Origin of the sequence: Citrobacter sp. FDAARGOS_156 (assembly GCF_001559235.2) — a bacterium.
Taxonomy (GTDB): Bacteria; Pseudomonadota; Gammaproteobacteria; order Enterobacterales; family Enterobacteriaceae; genus Citrobacter; species Citrobacter youngae.
In genome coordinates, this window is the sequence record NZ_CP014030.2 from 4,706,619 (window position 1) to 4,727,498 (window position 20,880).

11 protein-coding genes and 7 pseudogenes are annotated in these 20,880 nt (G+C 51.5%); 9 read left to right on the forward strand and 9 right to left on the reverse strand.

The features are described from left to right. Nucleotides 1-18: 18 nt before the first annotated feature. Genes AL515_RS23305 through AL515_RS23325 form a run of 5 tightly spaced genes read right to left on the reverse strand, consistent with a single transcriptional unit; the run spans nt 19 to nt 6,662 of the window. Entirely contained in the window at nt 19-594 is a 576-nt protein-coding gene (locus AL515_RS23305) for a glycerol-3-phosphate responsive antiterminator (protein WP_048213614.1), read from the reverse strand. Beyond that, nucleotides 594-2,150 (reverse strand): FAD-binding oxidoreductase, encoded by a 1,557-nt coding sequence (locus AL515_RS23310; RefSeq protein ID WP_061068772.1) that lies wholly within the window; start codon nt 2,148-2,150, stop codon nt 594-596. The genes AL515_RS23305 and AL515_RS23310 overlap by 1 nt, the downstream gene beginning before the upstream one ends. Continuing rightward, a complete protein-coding gene (locus AL515_RS23315) occupies nt 2,147-3,826 on the reverse strand; it encodes a glycerol-3-phosphate dehydrogenase/oxidase (protein ID WP_061068773.1) in 1,680 nt (559 codons plus the stop codon). Before AL515_RS23315 ends, AL515_RS23310 begins: the two co-directional genes overlap by 4 nt. Then, nucleotides 3,823-5,367, reverse strand: a complete 1,545-nt coding sequence (locus AL515_RS23320; protein WP_061068774.1) for an FGGY family carbohydrate kinase — start codon at nt 5,365-5,367, stop codon at nt 3,823-3,825. Before AL515_RS23320 ends, AL515_RS23315 begins: the two co-directional genes overlap by 4 nt. Next, nucleotides 5,364-6,662 carry an MFS transporter gene (locus tag AL515_RS23325; RefSeq protein WP_236871741.1) on the reverse strand — a complete coding sequence of 433 codons (1,299 nt, stop codon included), beginning with the start codon at nt 6,660-6,662 and terminating at the stop codon, nt 5,364-5,366. The genes AL515_RS23320 and AL515_RS23325 overlap by 4 nt, the downstream gene beginning before the upstream one ends. Before the next feature lie 728 nt (nt 6,663-7,390). Here AL515_RS23325 and AL515_RS23330 point away from each other — a divergent pair. The 4 genes and pseudogenes from AL515_RS23330 (at nt 7,391) to AL515_RS23345 (ending at nt 12,459) form a co-directional block, all read left to right on the forward strand. Beyond that, nucleotides 7,391-8,680, forward strand: a complete 1,290-nt coding sequence (locus AL515_RS23330) for an MFS transporter (RefSeq protein ID WP_048213619.1) — start codon at nt 7,391-7,393, stop codon at nt 8,678-8,680. Further along, nucleotides 8,652-9,677 carry a zinc-binding dehydrogenase gene (locus tag AL515_RS23335; protein ID WP_061066767.1) on the forward strand — a complete coding sequence of 342 codons (1,026 nt, stop codon included), beginning with the start codon at nt 8,652-8,654 and terminating at the stop codon, nt 9,675-9,677. The genes AL515_RS23330 and AL515_RS23335 overlap by 29 nt, the downstream gene beginning before the upstream one ends. Before the next feature lie 20 nt (nt 9,678-9,697). Beyond that, a complete protein-coding gene (gene uxuA / locus AL515_RS23340; protein WP_061066768.1) occupies nt 9,698-10,882 on the forward strand; it encodes a mannonate dehydratase in 1,185 nt (394 codons plus the stop codon). A 105-nt stretch (nt 10,883-10,987) separates the two neighbouring features. Then, nucleotides 10,988-12,459: pseudogene (locus AL515_RS23345) on the forward strand (fructuronate reductase). A gap of 10 nt (nt 12,460-12,469) precedes the next feature. Here the strand turns inward: AL515_RS23345 and AL515_RS23350 are convergent. Then, on the reverse strand, nt 12,470-13,141 hold the full coding sequence (locus AL515_RS23350; RefSeq protein ID WP_048213623.1) for a FadR/GntR family transcriptional regulator: 672 nt from the start codon (nt 13,139-13,141) through the stop codon (nt 12,470-12,472). 142 nt (nt 13,142-13,283) lie between these two features. Beyond that, nucleotides 13,284-14,477 (reverse strand): annotated as a pseudogene (locus AL515_RS23355) (NAD(P)/FAD-dependent oxidoreductase). 229 nt (nt 14,478-14,706) lie between these two features. Between AL515_RS23355 and pitA the strand changes: the two are divergent. Next, nucleotides 14,707-16,203: pseudogene (pitA, locus tag AL515_RS23360) on the forward strand (inorganic phosphate transporter PitA). 63 nt (nt 16,204-16,266) lie between these two features. On the opposite strand, the pseudogene uspB reads toward pitA, so the two are convergent. Further along, nucleotides 16,267-16,601: pseudogene (uspB, locus tag AL515_RS23365) on the reverse strand (universal stress protein UspB). Between the two features lie 391 nt (nt 16,602-16,992). Here uspB and AL515_RS23675 point away from each other — a divergent pair. The 3 genes and pseudogenes from AL515_RS23675 (at nt 16,993) to AL515_RS23905 (ending at nt 19,066) form a co-directional block, all read left to right on the forward strand. Then, nucleotides 16,993-17,433: pseudogene (locus AL515_RS23675) on the forward strand (universal stress protein). 435 nt (nt 17,434-17,868) lie between these two features. Then, entirely contained in the window at nt 17,869-18,297 is a 429-nt protein-coding gene (locus AL515_RS23900) for a POT-type proton-dependent oligopeptide transporter (protein ID WP_225807922.1), read from the forward strand. A gap of 244 nt (nt 18,298-18,541) precedes the next feature. Next, nucleotides 18,542-19,066, forward strand: coding sequence for an oligopeptide:H+ symporter (locus AL515_RS23905; RefSeq protein ID WP_236871742.1), 525 nt, complete (start codon nt 18,542-18,544; stop codon nt 19,064-19,066). Between the two features lie 187 nt (nt 19,067-19,253). Here AL515_RS23905 and AL515_RS23385 read toward each other — a convergent pair. Then, nucleotides 19,254-19,759 (reverse strand): annotated as a pseudogene (locus AL515_RS23385) (RrF2 family transcriptional regulator). A gap of 227 nt (nt 19,760-19,986) precedes the next feature. Here AL515_RS23385 and AL515_RS23390 point away from each other — a divergent pair. Next, nucleotides 19,987-20,878 (forward strand): annotated as a pseudogene (locus AL515_RS23390) (NAD(P)/FAD-dependent oxidoreductase); the annotation flags it as partial. Nucleotides 20,879-20,880: the final 2 nt, after the last annotated feature.

Here is a 20,880-nt window from a genome sequence, read left to right on the forward strand (position 1 = left end):
GGTCGGGCTCCCGGTGTTCTAACGGTGAAGGTCTATATCCCATAACGCGCTATCACTGCTCGAAACGGCTATCGCGCCGTGTAACAGCGCCGTTTGAGCATGTTCCTCGTTACAGACGAAGCCTGATGCCACTATTGGCGGCAACACATTACGGTCAGCCTGTGAGAGTAGCGGCAACATCTGCGCGGGCATCAGTTGCACGTAATCGGGTTCGCTTTGTTCTACGGCTTTCAGGCTGCGTAGCCAGGTAGAACGGTCGGTGACAAAGATTTTCTGCATCGTCACCAGTCCACACTTTTTCGCTCGCTGTACGGTTTGCAAACGCGTCGAGAGCAACCCCATCGCTCCCGTTTCGGCCACATAATCAATGCCGCCCTTATCCTGGGACAGCCCATTGCAGCTGTCGATATTCACGATGACGTACTTCCCCGCCTGCGACAGCAGTTCTATCACCGGATGGAGCTTAATCAGGTCAATATTGGCAATAATGCAGACTTCCGCCTTGCTGGACAGCGCGGTTTTCAATTGCTCAATACCGTAAATCGCCATAATGACGGGCTGCCGTGCCAGGAGCACGCCAAGATTTTTGATCATTACTGACCTGCCTGATGTGAAGGAAGATCGACGCTTAACCCCAGTTTGCCTGGGTTAAGAATGTTTTTCGGATCCAGCGCGTATTTGATATCCGCCAGAACGGAAAGCGATTCGCCTAAAGAAGCCTGCATATAGGGCGAACGCAGGAGACCAACACCATGATGGTGGCTAAGGGAGGTGTTGTGCTTAATTAGCACCGCATTCGCTGCATCCCATGCCGCACGATACCAGGCCGCACGTTGCTCAATCGCCACATCACCGCGCAATGAGAAATAGAGGCATGCGCCGTCGATGTAGGCGTGAGACTGATGCGCCGAACCGGCCAGCGTGCCGGGTACGGCGTTAATAGCGGCCACCACATCATCATACACGTCGCTAAGATCGCGCCAACGTCCCACCATTTCCAGCGTATCCGCCACCAGACCCGGGCTCTTTTTAAAACCTTCAGCACTTTTTCCGGTCAGATATCGGGTGTCCAGCCAGCGTTCAAAAATAGCCTCGCCGTCGAGTTGTTGTCCGCCGCGTTGGCACACACGTTCGCTGATAGCCATTACTGCATCGACAATCTCAGACTCCCCCTCATCCGCAATCAACAGGACATTGGTCTCTGGCAGACCAAACTGCACGCCGCTTTCCAGGTTATCGTACAAACGCAGTGCCGCCGGATTCGCCCCATGCTGTAAGATTTCGCGACATGCCTCCAGTCCACTGGCGAAGCTGGAAAAACCCCAGGCGATGGCGCGGCCATAATCCGGCAGGCGATGAAGCTTCAAACGCACACGGACAATCACACCCAATGTGCCTTCAGAACCAATAAACATCTGCTGTAGATCAGGCCCCGTTGCGCTACGCGCATAGCCACCCACGGTGATTAAGCGGCCATCAGCAAGGACGACATCCATCCCATAAACCATATCTTCAATTTTGCCGTAGCGGGTCGACAGCTGTCCCGCGCCACGACAGGCCACCCAACCGCCCACGGTACTGATACCAAACGATGACGGCCAGTGGCCCATCGTCATGCCGTACTCTTTTTGGATAGTTTGTTCAAAAATGTCGCCGAACATGCCGGCTTCAACGTCAACAATCTGGCTTTGTGGATCGAAGTCGATAAGTTTGTTGAGTTCGCAAACGTCCAGCACAATGCCTCCCCGCAACGGCAATGCGGCACCAGTGACGTTACTGCGCCCGGCGGAAACCGTGACCGGGATTGCCAACGCATTCGCCAGACGCATCACATCCTGAATTTGTTCTACCGTAGAGACACGTACAATCGCCCCTTTTGACGTGGCCGGTGCGCCCTGGGTTTCCGCAATCATCGAACCGGCCCACCAGTCGCGGGTCCAGGTAATCACATCAGATTCCGATGTCAGCACCTCATCTGCAATGACCCGCAGTCGATCAAACGTCGCTTCGCTCATCGCCACCGGATCAATCTGCATCCCTTTCGCGCCACCGCTGCTTTTGATATCCGTCGCCCATGCCGGGCGCGTGTGTGCACCTACAGTATAATTTCCACGGTTGTAACCGCGTTTAATCGCTTCTTTACTGATCATTCGGATGTCCCCATAAGTGTTGATTTTTCATGTTTAATTGCCGTCTGATAGCTGGCTACCTGCCGGGCCACCTGTTCAGGCTGAAGCTTGAGCTCTTGTTGCAGAATTTCCCCCACGCGTTGCGCAGCATTCGCTGACGCATCACGAGCCATCAGACGGGCACGAATTCGGCGCGATAACACATCATCAATGGTGCTGGCGAGTTCATGGCGCACGGCATACACCACTTCAGCTTCGGTATAGGGAAGCCCTTCCACAATTGGCTTTGCCAGTAAGGGATTGGACTGGATAAGGTCACTGACAAAATGCGCTTCAGTCCCGTAGCGCTCCCCCAGGTGCGCAGACAAACCGCCCGATGCCAGAATCGCCTGCGGGTCATAGCCCGCCGCCCCCAGCAACCAGGCGGTTTTAGTTGAGCAGGCCTTTTTACGGCCGAGTATTTTGCTGGCGGCATCGATGGTCTCTTCTGCCATATGACGTGATGTCGTCAGCTTGCCGCCGACAATCGTAATCAGACCATCTGCCGCAACCGTGATTTCATGATTACGTTTCATTTCAACGGTCTTGCCTCCCGCCGTCCCCACCAGAGGGCGGCAACCGGCGATACTACCCACCACGTCTTCCGGGCGGAGATCGGTTTTCAATGCCGAATTCGCACCTTCCAGCAGAAAGTCCAATTCAGCGCGATTGCAGTGAACATCATTGAGATCGCCCTGATAATCCTCATCCGTGGTCCCCAAATAGGAAACGTTGCCCCAACGGGTGATCGTCGCGCGGCGGCTGCGCCCGGCAACCGGGATCGTCACCGTGCAATCATTGCGGATCTTCATCCACGGAATAGCAACATGTACCCCCTTGGCAGGACGGATATTCAGCGGTGATGCGTCACCTTTTTTCAGCCCATTCCAGTCACGCAGCCAGACGCCCGTCGCCATGATGGCAACCCGCGCGTTGACCTGAATTTCTCTGCCATCGGCACAGACGATGGCCCCATTCACTTTGCCGTGCTGGTCGCGCGTGGTTTCGATGACTTCCGCATGGTTGGTCACCACCGCGCCATGAAACGCCGCCGTGCGCACCAATGCCAACGTAAGTCGGGCATCGTCGACACGGGCATCGAAATACATAAAACCACCGGATAGCTGTTCTTCTTTGAGCGTCGGGCAATGCGACAGCACTTCCGCAGGGGTAAGTTTTTGGTGAAGGATGCCTTCCCGCCATCCTCCCGCAAGGTCGTAGGTCCAGAGCAGGCTTTCAAATGCAGCAGACATCCGCTTGTCGAATACGCCATTTTTATCGAGTACCGGGAATAAAAAGGGTAACCGTTGCACCAGATGACGGGCATTCCTCCGCATACGCTGGCGTTCGAGTAAAGAGTGGCGAACCAGCCCCAGATTCCCTTGTTCGATATAGCGCAGACCGCCGTGTACCATTTTCGATGACTTTGATGACGTGCCTGAGGCAAAGTCACTTTTCTCAATCAGCGCCACCCGGTAGCCACGCAGACTGGCATCCAACGCCGCGTAGGCTCCGGTTACGCCACCACCGACAATAAGAATGTCGTAGGTGTCGCTTTCCAGTCGATCCAGTTGTTCAGCGCGCTGGAGACGTAATGGCTCTGCACCGTACATCTCACTACAGGTTTTGTTGGGCTTTCGCGAAGGGAAAAACTTCATGAGTAAGTGTGCTCCTGATTAGCTGAGGTGAGGCTGTCGGCGGCTTCCATTTCGAGTGCAATACGCATCGCCCAGCGGTTAATTTTTTGTTCGCGAAGGTCATGACTGATTTTCGGCTCAAATAGCCGCGCGGTTTTTAGCATGGCGCAGGCATCCGGCAGCGAGTCCCACAGCAGCCCATCGGCACCAGCCAAAAACGCAACGCCACGTAAGCTTGCCCGCGCCGTTTCGGCCATTCGCCGCACGGGAATACCGCTAAGATCGGCCTGGATTTGCAATAACGTATCGCTATTGGATAACCCTCCCCCGACTACCAACTCTTTTGTGGGGATCCCGGTTGCCGCTTCATTTGCGCGAATACAGGCCGCGACCGAATGCGCAATCCCTTCCAGAATCGCGTAGGCCACCTGCGAGCGCGTGGTCGAGATTGAGATACCGTTCAGGGACGCACGGGCATGAGGCTGGAGATGGGGTACGCGTAGCCCCGTTAGCGCCGGAATAAAACTCACGCCACCCGCGTCGCTAGCCTGCGCGGCCAGTTCGCTGATCTGTTCGGGTGAGTCAAACCAATGCAGTTTTTCGCACACCCAGTTGAGCGCCGAACCGGTAGTGGGGACAAAGGTTTCGACAGAGAAATGCGAAAGCCCTTTTTGGCGGCGCGCCGTCATGGTGAGCGTACTTTCACAGCCCTTTTGCAAGGTTGGTACCGTTGGCCCCATCATTAAATCAACAAAGCTGCCAGTGCCATGCATACAAAAAGCCTGTCCTCGCTCGGTACACCCCAGCCCAATAGCCCCTGCAAACTGATCCCCTGCGCAGGCCAGGATCGGCACGCTTATCCCCAGAATATCTTCATGAGTGGTGCCGAAGTCATCGGCATCATCATGTAATTCAGGCAGCAATGACGCCGGGAAGCCCAGAGTCTGTAGCCATGGCAAATGATAGTGATGCTCTTTGAGGCAATACGCGCCAGCGGAGGTGGCATTTGTCGGTGTGGTGACACTTTTTTTCTCCTGCGCCAAATGCCAAAGCAACCAGCTATCAACGGTACCAAAGACCAGCGTTCCAGCCTGATACGCCTTCGCCACCGCAGGCGTATTGGCAAGATGGCGCGACGCCCAAAGATAAGGAGAGCGTATCCCAACCGGTCGCCCAATCCGCGGCAGCAGTTTTGCATCCCATTCAGGGGCTAACTGGGCCAGTTCATCCGTGAAACGCGCATCCTGCCATACCATCGCCGGAGTTAATGCCTTACCCGTTTGCGCATCCCACAGCACTGCCGTTGAGCGTTGGGTCGCAATCGCCAGCGCCACAATGCGCATCTTGTTGCATTGCGCGTTAGCTATCGCTTTGCGACAAACCTCAATAGTGGCCTGCAAGACCTCATCAGCATCTTGTTCCACCACACCATGACGCAGACTGCTGACCTGAAGCGGCTGGTATTCCAGGCAGTGAACCTGGCTATTTTGTGCAACAACTGCCGCACGGGTCCCCGATGTACCTTCATCGATAGCCAGAATGACATCTTCGTATTCACTCATTTCGTACTCCTGTTTGATTCTGGGGTCATCGACTCTGGATAAGGTGAATGGGGTGATTCGAACTGCGGCGCACCTGGCTCGTTATCCGGCTGAATAATGGTGCGAGTGGGGTCCCACGGAATAACAAAACAGATAATGCTCGCAAACAGCGGCACGGCAGACATGATCAGGAAGGTCGTTTGCAGGCCATACAAATCACGGAATACCGGGAAAATAAACAGCCCGAGCGCCGCACCTATTGCCCCGAGCGCACCGACCACGCCGTTCGCGCCAGCCCGCAGTTCACTGCGAAAAGAGAGTGACGACAGGCTTTTCCCGTTTGCACCAGGTCCGCCAGAGTGGCAAAGAATAAACAGTGCAGGGACCAGCAAAGAGGCCCAAAGTGGCATAGTGTCACTGAACAGACCCAGCGTGAGTAGCACGAGGAAGGCCACGGCAAAACCGATCGCCGAGGAGCGGCGCAATCCCAGACGGCGGCCAATCGCGGGAGATAAGAAACCGCCGACGATACCGAAAACGTTAAAAAATAGTGAACATAAGGTTGCGTAAACAAAATTTTTACCAAACATCGCAGCACTAATAACCGGTAAATACCAGCCCACACCGAAATATTGGATTGACTGACAGATTTGAACGGTCGAAGCCAGAATCGTACGTGGTAAATAGACGCCACGGAATATTAACAGCACATTTCTTGCGCCTTTTTCAGCCTGACCAATAACGGGTTTCTGTTCTACTTTCGGCGCCAGAATAAACTGTTCACCATATATTTTATTCATGGAAACGATAGCTTCAGGTAATCGGGATTTCCTTGCCAGCCAAACCGGGCTTTCCACTAAATAACGGAACTGGAAAAACAGAACGATGATTCCACATAACGCCGTTACAGCAATGGAATAACGCCAGATGGCATCACCTACGTCCCATGAGTAAAACATCAGCGCTAATACCAAATTTAAACAAACGGCAACATACCAGACACCCTGCCAGGTATTTAGACGGCTTTTGAGTTTCACAGGCGTGAACTCTGCCAGCATGGCCATTGCCACAGCAAAGTCCATCCCGTAAGAGACGCCAACAAAGAAGCGACCCACGATTATCGTGCTAAAACTGGAGGATGACATCACCAACAAAGCACCAATCACCGCCATTATTTTGGCAATGATCAGCGGTGGCACACGACCCCAGCGATCGGCTATCCAGCCGCCAATCGGGTTAAATAATATGGCGACCCAGGATGAAAATGAGGTAAGCAGTGCAACTTCGGTCGCAGTAAGATTTAAATTGCGGGTCATTGGGTTTAATCCAGCACTGAGAGCTGAATTTGAAAAAGCATCAAGAAAAAGGCCGCCTAGTGCCAACCACCAAATAACACCAGCTCTGCCACTGATTTTTCCCCTGGCATCGATGCAATTAATGACATCATCTACACCGCGGATTTTTATCGGATTTGAGAATGAACATGCGGACATGGCTTTCCCCTTCATAATATTCGGAAGAAGGTCGCCATTAGCTAAAAAAATGCAATAAGAGACCATCTTAATTTCACAGATAGTCTCTTATCTAAAATCTGTATTTTTCCACTCTAGAAGGTAACCCAAAGCGTGTCAAAGCGACTTTTAGTCTCATCGTTGATTCTGTGACATGTAGCCCAAATGTTAATGAATCATTACAAAACGAGGTCATTATGAGCCATTTTTCTGTTCTCAGCGGGTGGGATACCACTGTGACTGTACGTAGCCGCCTGATTTGCGCTGAACGTTCGCCGTTCTCCCTGTACGACGCTATTGCAATATCCATCCAAAATAGGTGTTGAATACCAAGTTCGCTTTTATCCTAAATTTTACCGCTCACAACAAAAACCTTAAAATTCATAAAGATATGCCAACACACATTTGATCGTGATTATTTAAAGCACTAATTTTTCGTTATGTTGATCACATTCGCATCAAAAGAATGGTGATCTTAAAATAGGTTTTAAATATTGTGGTCAGGCCGCTAGACCACAATAAGAGGATATATCATGAAAAGAAAAACAATGGGATGGCTTATCGTTTTTCTTCTTTTTATAGTTTACATGCTTAACTATATGGATCGTTCAGCATTGTCGATCACCGCTCCACTCATCGAAAAGGAATTAGGATTCAATGCTGCTGAGATGGGTATGATATTCAGCGCATTCTTTGTTGGTTATGCACTGTTTAACTTTATCGGTGGCTGGGCCAGTGACCGATTTGGTCCCAAAACAGTATTTCTGGTCGCCGCGTTACTCTGGTCAGTATTTTGTGGGATGACCAGTCTGGTTACTGGATTATGGACTATGCTGGCTGTCCGCGTATTATTCGGCATGGCTGAAGGGCCGGTCAGTGCTGCAGGTAATAAAATTATCAATAACTGGATTTCGCGTAAAGAATCTGCCACTGCCATCGGTATTTTCAGCGCTGGCTCGCCGTTGGGTGGCGCAATTTCCGGTCCGGTAGTTGGCCTGCTGGCTCTTTCATTAGGCTGGCGTCCGGCGTTCGGTATTATTTTCCTGTTTGGTTTAGCCTGGGTATTACTTTGGTATTTCATTGCCAGTGATAAACCTTCAAAAAGTAAACACCTCGCCCCGGAAGAACGTGTCGATTTTGAAAACCATGATGACATCATTTTAGCGGATGACGGTAAAGCGATGCCTTCTCTCGGCTACTACATGAAGCAGCCGATGGTGTGGGCAACGACGCTGGCCTTCTTTAGCTATAACTACATACTCTTTTTCTTCCTGACCTGGTTCCCAAGCTATCTGAACCACTCGCTACACCTTGATATTAAAGAAATCAGCATTGCAACGGTGATCCCCTGGGTGATTGGTGCAATCGGCATGGTATTGGGTGGCGTATGCTCTGACTTTATCTATCGGGTAACGGGCAATGCCCTGCTTTCTCGCCGTCTCATTCTCGGTGTTTGCCTGGCTGGAGCGGCAATCTGTGTAGCGGTTTCTGGAACAGTTACCACTATCGGCAGTGCCGTTGGATTGATGTCAGTCTCGTTATTCCTGTTGTATTTAACTGGACCTATTTATTGGGCAGTTATTCAGGATGTCGTACACAAAGATAAAGTGGGTAGCGTCGGTGGCGCCATGCATGGGCTGGCAAATATCTCCGGAATCATTGGCCCTCTGGTCACCGGATTTATTGTTCAGTTCAGCGGTAAATATGATTACGCATTCTATCTGGCTGGTGCTATTGCGATTGTTTCCAGCTGTCTGGTATTCGTATTTGTCAAAAATAAAGGATTAAAAACAAATGAAAGTCAAAGCTGTCTACATCAATAAACCTGGTGAAATTGAAACCCGTTGGGTTGATTATCCAGAAAAGAAAGATAATGAAGTATTAATAAAAGTTGATGCTGCTGGAATATGTGGCTCTGATATAGGTGCATTTCGCGGCACTAATCCCCTGGTGACCTATCCACGTATTATTGGACATGAAGTCACTGGTATTGTTATTAAACAAGGCAATGGCATGCCAGCAAATATTAAGGAAGGTGACCGCGTTATTGTTGATCCTTATATTTATTGTGGCCATTGCTACCCCTGTTCAGTGGGGAGAACAAATTGCTGTGAAAACCTGAAGGTAATTGGCGTACATATTGATGGTGCGATGCAGGAGGTGGTTGCTCACCCCGCGCATTTGATTCACAAAATCCCGGATGACGTCGCCACTGAGATGGCTCCGTTGGCTGAACCACTGACTATCGCACTGCATGCGCTACATCGCGCCAAACTGACGGCCGGGGAGCATATCGCCATTATTGGAGCCGGTGCGATTGGTCTGATGGCAGCATTGAGCGCATTGCGCTACGGTGCGACGCCAATTCTGATCGATATCGTGGACGAACGACTTCAGTACGCAAAATCGCTGGGCGTGCCTTACGTCATCAATCCGTCGAACACCCAGGTTGTTGAGACGATAAAAGATATCACACAGGGGACGATGGCACAGGTTGTCGTCGAAGCATCTGGTGCCAACAGTGCAATTCGCGAAACGCTGGATCTTGCTTCGTTTGCGGGTCGTATTGCTTTCACCGGCTGGCCAAAACAGGAGACATCGTTACCCACTAACCTGATCACGTTTAAAGAGTTGGATCTGCGCGGATCACGTACCAGTGCTGGCGAATTCGAAGAAGCGTTACAGATGCTGGCTACGCTGAACATTAATCCTGCGGATGTCGTCAGCAAGGTGGTGAATATTGATGATGTGCCTGACGCCGTGAAGGAACTCGATCAATACCCGGAACGCTATCTGAAGATCAATGTGACCTTTCATTAATTTTTCCAGGAGATAAAGCGATGGAACAAACCTGGCGTTGGTATGGCCCGAATGATCCCGTGTCGTTGTCCGATGTTCGTCAAGCCGGTGCAACGGGTGTGGTAACTGCGCTGCACCATATTCCAAACGGTGAAGTCTGGTCCGTAGAAGAAATTCTCAAACGCAAAGCGATCGTGGAAAAAGCCGGTCTGGTCTGGTCGGTCGTGGAAAGCGTGCCGATCCATGAAGACATCAAGACCCACACGGGCCAGTACGATCTGTGGATCAAGAATTACCAGCAGACGCTGCGCAATCTCGCCCAATGCGGCATCTTTACCGTGTGCTACAACTTCATGCCGGTTCTGGACTGGACCCGTACCGACCTGGAATATGTGCTACCCGACGGTTCAAAGGCTCTGCGCTTTGACCAGATTGAGTTTGCCGCCTTTGAACTGCATATCCTCAAGCGTCCCAGTGCAGAAGCGGACTACAGCGCAGAAGAAATTGCACAGGCGCACCAGCGTTTTGTGAATATGAGCGAAGAGGACAAAGCTCGGCTGACGCGAAATATCATTGCAGGTCTACCAGGTGCTGAGGAAGGCTATACGCTGGACCAATTCCGTAGCCACCTTGCAACCTATAAAGATATCGACAAAGCGGCCTTACGGGAAAATTTCGCCTGGTTCCTGAAAGCCATTATTCCGGTAGCGGAAGAAGTGGGTGTACGTATGGCGGTTCATCCGGACGATCCACCGCGCCCAATTCTTGGCCTGCCGCGCATCGTTTCTACTGTAGAAGATATGCAGTGGATGGTGGATACCGTAAACAGTACAGCCAACGGTTTTACGATGTGTACAGGCTCTTACGGCGTACGCGCAGACAACGATCTGGTTGATATGATCAAACAGTTCGGCCCACGGATTTACTTTACGCACCTGCGTTCCACACAACGTGAAGAGAATCCCAAAACCTTCCATGAGGCGGCACATCTCTCCGGGGATGTCGATATGTACAGCGTAGTGAAAGCGATAGTCGAAGAAGAACAGCGACGTAAAGCTGAAGGCAACGCCTCACTTATCCCCATGCGACCAGACCATGGTCATCAAATGCTTGATGATCTGAAAAAGAAAACCAACCCAGGGTATTCCGCTATTGGTCGCCTTAAGGGCCTGGCTGAAGTACGCGGCGTTGAACTGGCTATCCAACGCGCCTTCTTCAATCAGTAACCACATTGCCGCATGGTATCCCTGCCATGCGGTTTTTCACTTTCAGTCAGGACCGGTCTTTGATAGCGCATTATCAAAGAAGATCATCAATGACAGGAGTTTGTCATGGACAAGAATCTCGCCACTGCCCAGATTTCCACCCCACGACCACGCTGGGATCGTTCACGCCTCGTTTCGCGCATCGTACATCTTGGTTGCGGCGCTTTTCACCGCGCTCATCAGGCGCTCTATACACATCATTTGCTGGAAAGCAGTGACAGCGACTGGGGTATCTGTGAGGTCAACCTGATGCCCGGAAACGATGCCACACTGATTCAAAACCTGAAGGCGCAGGATCTGCTGTACACCGTTGCCGAGCGCGGAGCACAAACGACAGAGCTTAAAATCATTGGCGCGATGAAAGAAGCGCTGCATCCTGAATTTGACGGCTGTGAAGCCATTATCCACGCAATGGCACGTCCCGAAACGGCCATCGTTTCGCTGACCATCACCGAAAAAGGATATTGCACAGATGCCGCCAGCGGCGAGCTGGATCTGAATCATCCGTTTATCCAGCACGACATTGCTCACCCACTGTCCCCCAAATCAGCAATGGGTTATATCGTCGAAGCCCTCGCGCTACGCCGTCAGCAGGGATTGAAGGCTTTTACTGTGCTGTCCTGCGATAACGTACGAGAAAATGGCCACGTCGCAAAAACCGCTGTCCTGGGTTTAGCCGCCGAGCGCGATCCGCAGTTGGCTGAGTGGATTGCCGAACAGGCAACGTTCCCATGCACGATGGTAGACCGCATCGTTCCGGCAGCGACAGAAGAGACGTTAGCGCAAATCGCAGAACAGCTGGGGTAGATGATCCCTGTGCCATTGCCTGTGAGCCGTTCCGTCAGTGGGTGATTGAAGATAACTTTGTCAATGGACGCCCGGACTGGGATCGCGTGGGCGTACAGTTTGTAGCAGATGTGGTGCCATTTGAGATGATGAAGTTACGCATGCTCAACGGCAGCCACTCTTTCCTGGCCTACCTTGGTTATCTGGGCGGTTATGAAACGATTGCCGATACGATGACCAACCCGGCGTATCGCAACGCTGCGCGTGCTTTGATGCTCAATGAACAAGCGCCGACACTGTCGATGCCGGAAGGAACAGACCTTGCGGCTTATGCAGAGCTGCTGATTGCGCGCTTTACTAATCCATCACTGAAGCACCGAACCTGGCAAATTGCGATGGATGGCAGCCAGAAACTACCACAACGCTTGCTGGACCCCATTCGACTCCATCTGAAAAAAGGCGAAGATGCCCGCCATCTGATGTTGGGAGTCGCCGGTTGGATGCGCTACATCAGCGGTGTGGATGAACAAGGTCATCCGATTGAGGTGATAGATCCGCTGTCAGCACAGTATCAGGCTATTTATCAACAGTATCCATCAATAGAAGAACGTGTCCGGGCGCTGTTAGCAATTGACACTATCTTTGGGCGAGACCTTTGCGAGAACACAGACTTTATCGAACGCGTAACCGCTGCCTGTCAGCAATTGCACAGCGTAGGCGCACGTGCAGCGGTAGCCGCTCTGAGCCAATAGCGTGGTGTTATTAAAGACCCACTATCTGTCTGACATAGGCCAGATGTTCCAGCGATTTTTGGTAAGCACCGTCAGCATCAGCCTGGCGGATCGCATCCACAATCGCTTTATGCTGTGTATTCATGCTGGTTAATACATCCCGATTGCCGGAACGTTTGTCCAGTCCGGCATACGGGATGTTAACGCGCTGCTCCCACAGCATTCGCGACATATCAAGCAGTACGCGGTTCTGGCTGGCTTCTGATACTGTTAGATGGAATTGCTTATCGAGGGAATAAAAACCATGCACATTGTTTTCGCTAATGGCCTTTTCCATGCTGAGATGCAGTGCTTCAAGCTGGCTAATTAGATCTTCTTTCCCGGCCTGAGCAGCAAGACGCGCACAATGGCTGTCGACCAACTCACGCGAATAGAGGATTTCTTCAATCGTATAATCACTGGTGGAATGCTTTTTATCAGCAACAATCACACCATTACCTGACTGGATGGTGATCCATCCGGAAATCTCCAGCACAATCAGCGCTTCTCTGAGCGATGCGCGACTTACACCGAGTTGCTTCGCCAGCTCACGTTCGGGTGGTAAGAAGCTTCCCGGCGGAAAAATACCATCATTGATGAGCTTAATGATGAGATTGGCTATCTTTTGATAGAGCCGCTCCTGTTTTACCTCAGGAATAACCATGTGTCTCCCGTTCTCTTATCTGTGCGATTTTAACTGATTTATCATATCATTCCTGGAGTTAAGAAACGCACGTCAGAGTCAGTTCATGTATCACACATCACTATGATATTTTTTCTTATTATGTGCAGACAGAGTCTTTCACTTATTCAGACACCAAATCCTGTGCACATGCCCAGGCGCTCGACCACGCCCACTGGAAGTTATACCCACCCAACCAGCCGGTGACATCCATCACTTCACCAATAAAGTACAGCCCTGGCACTTTGCGGGCTTCCATCGTGCGCGAAGACAGTTCGTTGGTATCCACGCCTCCCAGCGTGACTTCCGCTGTGCGATACCCTTCGGTACCGTTCGGCTGCACCCGCCATTCGGTCAGCGTTTCGACCAGCAATTGCTGATCGCGCACGTTAAGTTGTTTCAGCGTCACATCCGGGATTTGCCCTAATTGCTGCAGGCATTCCACCAGACGTTTCGGCAACTGCATCGCTAACGTGTTCTTTAAGCTCTGATTTGGATGTGCGCTTCGTTGTTCATCGAGGAAGCTCGCAAGGTCAACATCCGGCAACAAATTAATGCTGACAAATTCGCCGGGCTGCCAAAAACTGGAAATTTGCAAAACGGCCGGCCTGAAAGCCCACGGTGCGTAAAGAGCAGGTTTTCACGAAATACGGTGCCGTCTTCAGCGGTGATAACGGAAGGAACAGACACGCCTGAGAGTACCTGAAGCTGCTCCAACAGTGGCTTATGCAGCGTGAAAGGCACCAAACCGGCACGGGTCGGCAGAACCTTCAGACCAAACTGTTCGGCAATTTTATAACCAAACGGCGTTGCTCCCAGACCCGGCATGGAAAGCCCACCGGAGGCAATAACCAATTTCTTCGCACCGACCGTCATCCCGTTCAGTTCCAGAATGAAGCCATCATCATCCTGTGCGACGCTCAGGACTTCGCTACGTAAACGCATCGTAACGTTACCTTTTTCGCATTCGGCCACCAGCATATCGACGATTTGTTGGGCCGAATCATCGCAGAACAGCTGGCCGAGCGTTTTTTCATGCCAGGCAATGCCGTGTTTACCCACCAAATCGATAAAGTCCCACTGCGTATAGCGAGCCAGCGCCGATTTGCAAAAATGCGGGTTTTGACTCAAATATGCAGCCGGTTCCACATAAAGATTGGTAAAGTTACAGCGCCCTCCGCCGGACATGAGGATCTTACGTCCAGGCTTTTTTACCATTATCAATCAGCAGTACTTGACTGCCTGCTTGCCCTGCCTGCGCGGCACAGAACATACCCGCTGCGCCAGCGCCTATAATAACGGTATCAAACCTTTCCACGTTGCGATCCTCTCTAAAAAGCGGGCGTGAATTGTAAAGATTCCTCAGTGGTCGCACCAGCACCAAACTATCAATAATAGGTATTTACCTGAATTCTATAGGATAATTCTTTAGTGGTGTAAAACAAAGCAGGAGACAAATCAAAAAAACTCTATATTTCACTTTGCCCGCGCCGCCAAAGTCACTGATAATGCGCCGCGTTCATGTCCTCAAAATGGCGTAACGTCCTATGCTACATTTGTTTGCTGGCCTGGATTTACATACCGGGCTTTTATTATTGCTTGCTCTGGCTTTTGTGCTGTTCTACGAAGCAATTAACGGCTTCCACGATACAGCCAATGCTGTCGCAACCGTGATCTATACCCGTGCAATGCGTTCGCAATTGGCGGTGGTCATGGCTGCGTTGTTCAACTTCTTTGGTGTTTTGCTGGGTGGTCTCAGCGTAGCTTATGCCATCGTGCATATGCTACCAACGGATCTGCTGCTCAACATGGGTTCTTCACATGGCCTCGCCATGGTGTTCTCCATGCTACTGGCGGCAATTATCTGGAACCTCGGTACCTGGTACTTTGGTCTGCCTGCATCCAGCTCCCACACGCTGATTGGCGCGATCATTGGTATTGGTTTAACCAATGCGTTGATGAACGGGACTTCAGTGGTGGATGCACTTAACATCCCGAAAGTGCTCAATATTTTCGGTTCGCTGATCATTTCCCCTATTGTCGTCTGGTGTTCGCTGGCGGTCTGATCTTCTTGCTGCGTCGTTACTGGAACGGCACCAAGAAGCGGCACGTATTCACCTGACACCAGCAGAGCGTGAAAAGAAAGACGGTAAGAAAAAGCCGCCGTTCTGGACGCGTATCGCGCTGATCCTCTCCGCTATCGGTGTGGCGTTTTCTCATGGCGCTAACGATGGGCAGAAAGGTATTGGTCTGGTAATGCTGGTACTGATTGGCGTAGCGCCTGCAGGCTTCGTGGTGAATATGAATGCTTCTGGTTACGAAATTACGCGTACCCGTGATGCTATCAATAACGTCGAAACCTACTTCCAGCAGCGTCCTGATCTGCTCAAACAGGCGACCGGCGTTGATCAGTTGTTCCGTCTCCGACGGAAACGGCGACAACAACACCGGCAGAGTTCCATTGTCACCCGGCAAATACCATCAACGCGCTTGAGCGTGCAAAAGGTATGCTGGCGAACCTGGAAACCTACGACAAGTTAAGCGTTGAGCAGCGTAGCCAGCTGCGTCGCATTATGCTGTGCATCTCTGATACACCGATAAAGTCGTGAAACTGCCTGGCGTAAGCAGCGACGATCAGCGACTGCTGAAGAAACTGAAAACCGACATGCTGAGCACCATTGAGTACGCACCCGTCTGGATTATCATGGCTGTTGCTCTGGCTCTGGGCTGCGGTACGATGATTGGCTGGCGTCGCGTGGCGACCACTATTGGTGAGAAAATCGGTAAGAAAGGCATGACCTATGCTCAGGGGATGTCGGCACAGATGACTGCCGCAGTCTCTATCGGTCTCGCCAGTTACACCGGTATGCCTGTTTCCACCACTCACGTTCTCTCCTCTTCTGTTGCAGGGACGATGGTTGTTGACGGTGGCGGTTTGCAGCGTAAAACGGTAACCCAGCATTCTGATGGCCTGGGTCTTCACCCTGCCAGCAGCGATTATCCTTTCCGGGGTGCTGTACTGGCTCTCCCTGAAGCTAATCTAAATGCATACACAGTAAAAAAGCGGTCAGGAAACTGACCCGCTTTTTTTATATCTGTCGTAGAAATCAGTGCCAGATAATCAGCGCGACCATACTGATTAACACCAGCCCACATAACGCGCTGGTAAGGATGAACTGACCGCGAACCCGCTCACAGCGGCGAATAAACTCATCGTCATGATGATCACGGTAACGCTGAGCGTAGATATACCACACCAGACGCATCTGCTTGTTAGGTTGCCCATGCGAGGTAAAAAAGCCGCCCCCATCGACATACTGGTAAAGTAATGGATCGCAACCACGAAGTACCACTAACAGTGCGCGTAGCGAAGAAAAATAACGCGCCATATTAACAATGCAACGACACATAAAGCCCAGAATAACGCAATGGTGCTTATCATATCTCCTCCCCGGCGACCCGCCCACGGAACGCCTTTCCGGGACTACCGCTCCCGATACCCTGCCAAACCATTCAGTGAAGAGTACAACCGAAACCGCTCGTGTTAGTGTCACGCATCCGAGCGCCTCTCTAAATAGTGTAGGAGATTAGTTAATTTTTTGCCAGAAGGTTAATCACTATCAATGCAATTAACTAAAAAATTTGTTTAACTACTTGGCAAGCAAGGCGGATTGACGGATTATCCCGGTCGCTATAATGTAAGGATAGTCCTTAAAAGGTACGTTTTTACGACTGGGCTAGCCCCGCGCATAAAGTTCGCAGGACGCGGATGACGCGGCGGCAAATGAACGCCAGCAGGCTAGTCATCGACAACTTATGGAAGGAGTAACACTATGGCTTATAAACACATTCTTATCGCGGTTGATCTTTCTCCAGAAAGCAAAGTTCTGGTTGAAAAAGCGGTCTCTATGGCACGGCCTTACAATGCGAAAAGTCTCCCTTATCCACGTTGACGTAAACTATTCCGACCTGTACACCGGGCTAATCGACGTGAATCTGGGCGACATGCAGAAACGCATTTCTGAAGAAACCCACCACGCGCGTTAACCGAGCTGTCCACCAACGCAGGCTACCCTATCACCGAAACCCTGAGCGGTAGCGGCGACCTGGGTCAGGTTCTGGTTGATGCCATCAAAAAATACGACATGGATCTGGTCGTTTGTGGTCATCACCAGGATTTCTGGAGCAAACTGATGTCCTCCGCGCGTCAACTGATCAACACTGTTCACGTCGACATGTTGATTGTTCCGCTGCGTGACGACGAAGAAGCATAAAAACGCTGCCGTCGGGAGATAACCCGGCGCGCTGCAAGTCGTTAAGCCTGTAAACGCCGCCTGCGCGGCGTTTTTGTTTTTATCATTCAGACACAATTAGTACATCAATCCAACAAATAAATCATAATTAGTGTGATCAACTAATTGGATCTCGAAAACTATCTCTATAATAATCTACCCTTACGGCTAATCGCCGCAGTCTATAACAAAATAAGACTTTTTCGGCGCGTTTAAGCATACGCGTTCATACTTTTCGGGATGGCTTTGAAAGGCGAAGGAATATGAATACTACTGCACCTACGGCTTGCTGCAGCAACCTCGTCCGTTCTTCATGATCTTCTTTGTGGAATTATGGGAACGATTTGGCTATTACGGCGTTCAGGGCATCCTGGCGGTATTTTTTGTTAAGCAGCTCGGTTTTCGCAGGAACAGGCATTGTCACCTTTGGTGCATTGCCGCGCTGGTCTACGGCCTGATATCCATCGGCGGCTACGTCGGCGACCATCTCTTAGGGACCAACGCACGCTGGTACTCGGCGCCATTGTGCTGGCGATCGGCTACTTCATGACCGGGATGTCACTGCTTAAGCCCGACCTGATTTTTATTGCTTTGGGTACCATTGCCGTCGGTAACGGCTGTTTAAGCCAACCCGGCAAGCCTGCTGTCAAAATGCTATCCACCGAAAGACGCCGTCTGGACGGTGCTTTCACCCTGTTTTATATGTCGATTAACATCGGTTCACTGCTGTCGTTGTCGCTGGCACCGGTGATTGCCGATAAGTTTGGCTACGCGGTGACCTATAATCTGTGCGGGGCCGGGCTTATTGTCGCGCTGTTGGTCTACTTTGCCTGCCGTGGATGGTGAAGAATATCGGTTCAGAGCCGGACCATAAGCCGCTGAGTTTCCGTAATCTATTCTGCGTGCTGGCCGGAACGGTAGTGATGGTATTTATCTGCGCCTGGCTGATGCACACGTGCAGGTTGCCAACCTGGTGCTGATCGTCCTGTCGATTGCCGTGACGATCATCTTCTTCCGTCAGGCTTCAAACTGGATAAAACCGGGCGCAACAAGATGTTTGTGGCCTTTATCCTGATGCTGGAAGCCGGTGGTGTTCTACGTGCTGTACGCGCAGATGCCAACTTCGCTGAACTTCTTTGCTATCAATAACGTGCACCATGAAATTCTTGGTTTCGCCATCAACCCGGTAAGCTTCCAGGCGCTGAACCCGTTCTGGGTGGTACTGGCGAGTCCGGTGCTGGCCGCTATCTATACCCGTCTGGGAAACAAAGGCAAAGACCTGACCATGCCGATGAAATTTACGCTCGGTATGTTCCTGTGCTCGCTGGGCTTTCTGACCGCCGCTGCAGCCGGGATGTGGTTTGCCGATGCGCAGGGGTTGACGTCGCCGTGGTTTATCGTGCTGGTGTATCTGTTCCAGAGCCTGGGTGAACTGCTGATTAGCGCCCTGGGGCTGGCTATGGTCGCCGCTCTCGTGCCACAACACCTGATGGGCTTTATTCTCGGGATGTGGTTCCTGACGCAGGCAGCAGCCTTCCTGATGGGGGGTTATGTCGCGACGTTCACCGCCGTACCAGAGAACATCACCGACCCACTCCAGACGCTGCCTATTTAATACTAACGTGTTCAGTAAGATAGGCCTGGTGACCCTGGCGGTAACGGTTGTAATGGCGATTATGGTGCCATGGCTGAACCGCATGATTAATACACCGAGCACCGAGCAATAACCTTCAGTGCCGGATGGCGGCTATTACCTTATCGGCCTACATTCAATATGCCGATCGCCTTGCGCTATCGGCATTTTAACTCGCTATCCTTTGCGAGCATCCAATCCACTCCTGTACTTCCACCACGAAGGTATCTGGCGCTTTGCGGTACATTTTGCGCGCCAAGTCCAGAATCGTATGCTGGCCAAGCGCTTCTTCCATGCGCTGCTGTGCCATGTCCATTACCGAACGCACACCACAAATGCCTTCACAAGCCACTGGGGCGGATGCTCCTCAAATACCGCCAACGCTGGCGAATTTCACGACATTCAAAATACGCTTATCGCCATCAATAGCATTGACCACATCCAGCACAGTGATGTCTTCCGCGGGTTTGGCCAACTGGACCCGCGCCTTACCCTCGATACTGCGCACCAGACCTGCTTTCGACAGACGGGTGAAGATTTTGCCAGATAGTCATACGGCACGCTTTGTAGTTCGGCAATTTCCCGCACGCTCATATCCCGCGCGTCGCCTTTGCTATCGACCATACACATCAGGCTATGGATGCCGTACTCAACCCCGGAACTGTAAAATGCCATTTTTTATCTCAGCCAAAATGATTGAGTTTATTGTAGCTTTTTCATCTAAGGCATTCCAGATAACAGAGCAACCCGCATGAACATAAAAATATAAATAGATATTATCAAACAGATAATAAAACACCCTGGCGTAATACTGAAAAAAGGATCAGGATCGCATTGCAATCCTTAACTACGACAAATAAAATCCGAGTAAATGATTCGTAGTCACCAGTGAGAAAAAACCAATGCATAAACAAATTCTGATCGTGGGCGCCGGCTTTGCCGGTATGTGGGCAGCACTAAGCGCCGCGCGACTGGCGGACAAACACCAGCAGACCATTGATATTACGGTGATTGCGCCACAGCCAGAGCTGCGTGTCCGCCCGCGCTTTTATGAAAGCGCCGTGCAAACCCTGGTCGCACCACTGCAACCGCTGTTTGACGTTACTGGCGTCAACTTCCTGCAAGGTCACGTCGAGCAGATCCTCCCGGACTCTAAAGAGGTGAGCTGGAAGGATGCCAACGGTGACATTCATCTGCGCGCTACGACCGCCTGGTGCTCGCCAGCGGCAGCCACGTAAACCGCGATATCGTTGCCGGTGCCGCCGAGCACGCGTTTGACCTTGACCAACTTGAAAGCGCGACGGTACTGGAGCAGCATCTGAAAGATCTGGCCGACCTGCCTGAGAGCGACGCGCGTAACACCGTGGTGGTGTGCGGCGGAGGCTTCACTGGGATTGAGATGGCGCTGGAGCTTCCGGGCCGTCTGCGTGAAATTCTGGGTGAAGATGCTAAGACCAAAGTTGTCGTAGTTGAACGCGGCACTCAGCCAGGCGGACGCTGGAGCCAGGAATTACGCGACGTGATTATCGAAGCCTCCGCTGAACTGGGCGTCGAGTGGCGGGTGAATACGGAAGTGGAGTGCGTAGATGCGTCCGCGTAACGCTGAAAGATGGGCAGACCATTGCCTCACAGACCGTTATCTGGACGGTTGGCGTACAGGCAAACGGGTTAACGGCGCAAATTGACGCACCGCGCGATCGTCAGGGCCGTCTGCATGTAAATGCCAATCTGCAGGTTGTAGGTCACGATGATATATACGCCACTGGCGATGTGGCTTACGCCGCCACCGATGATAA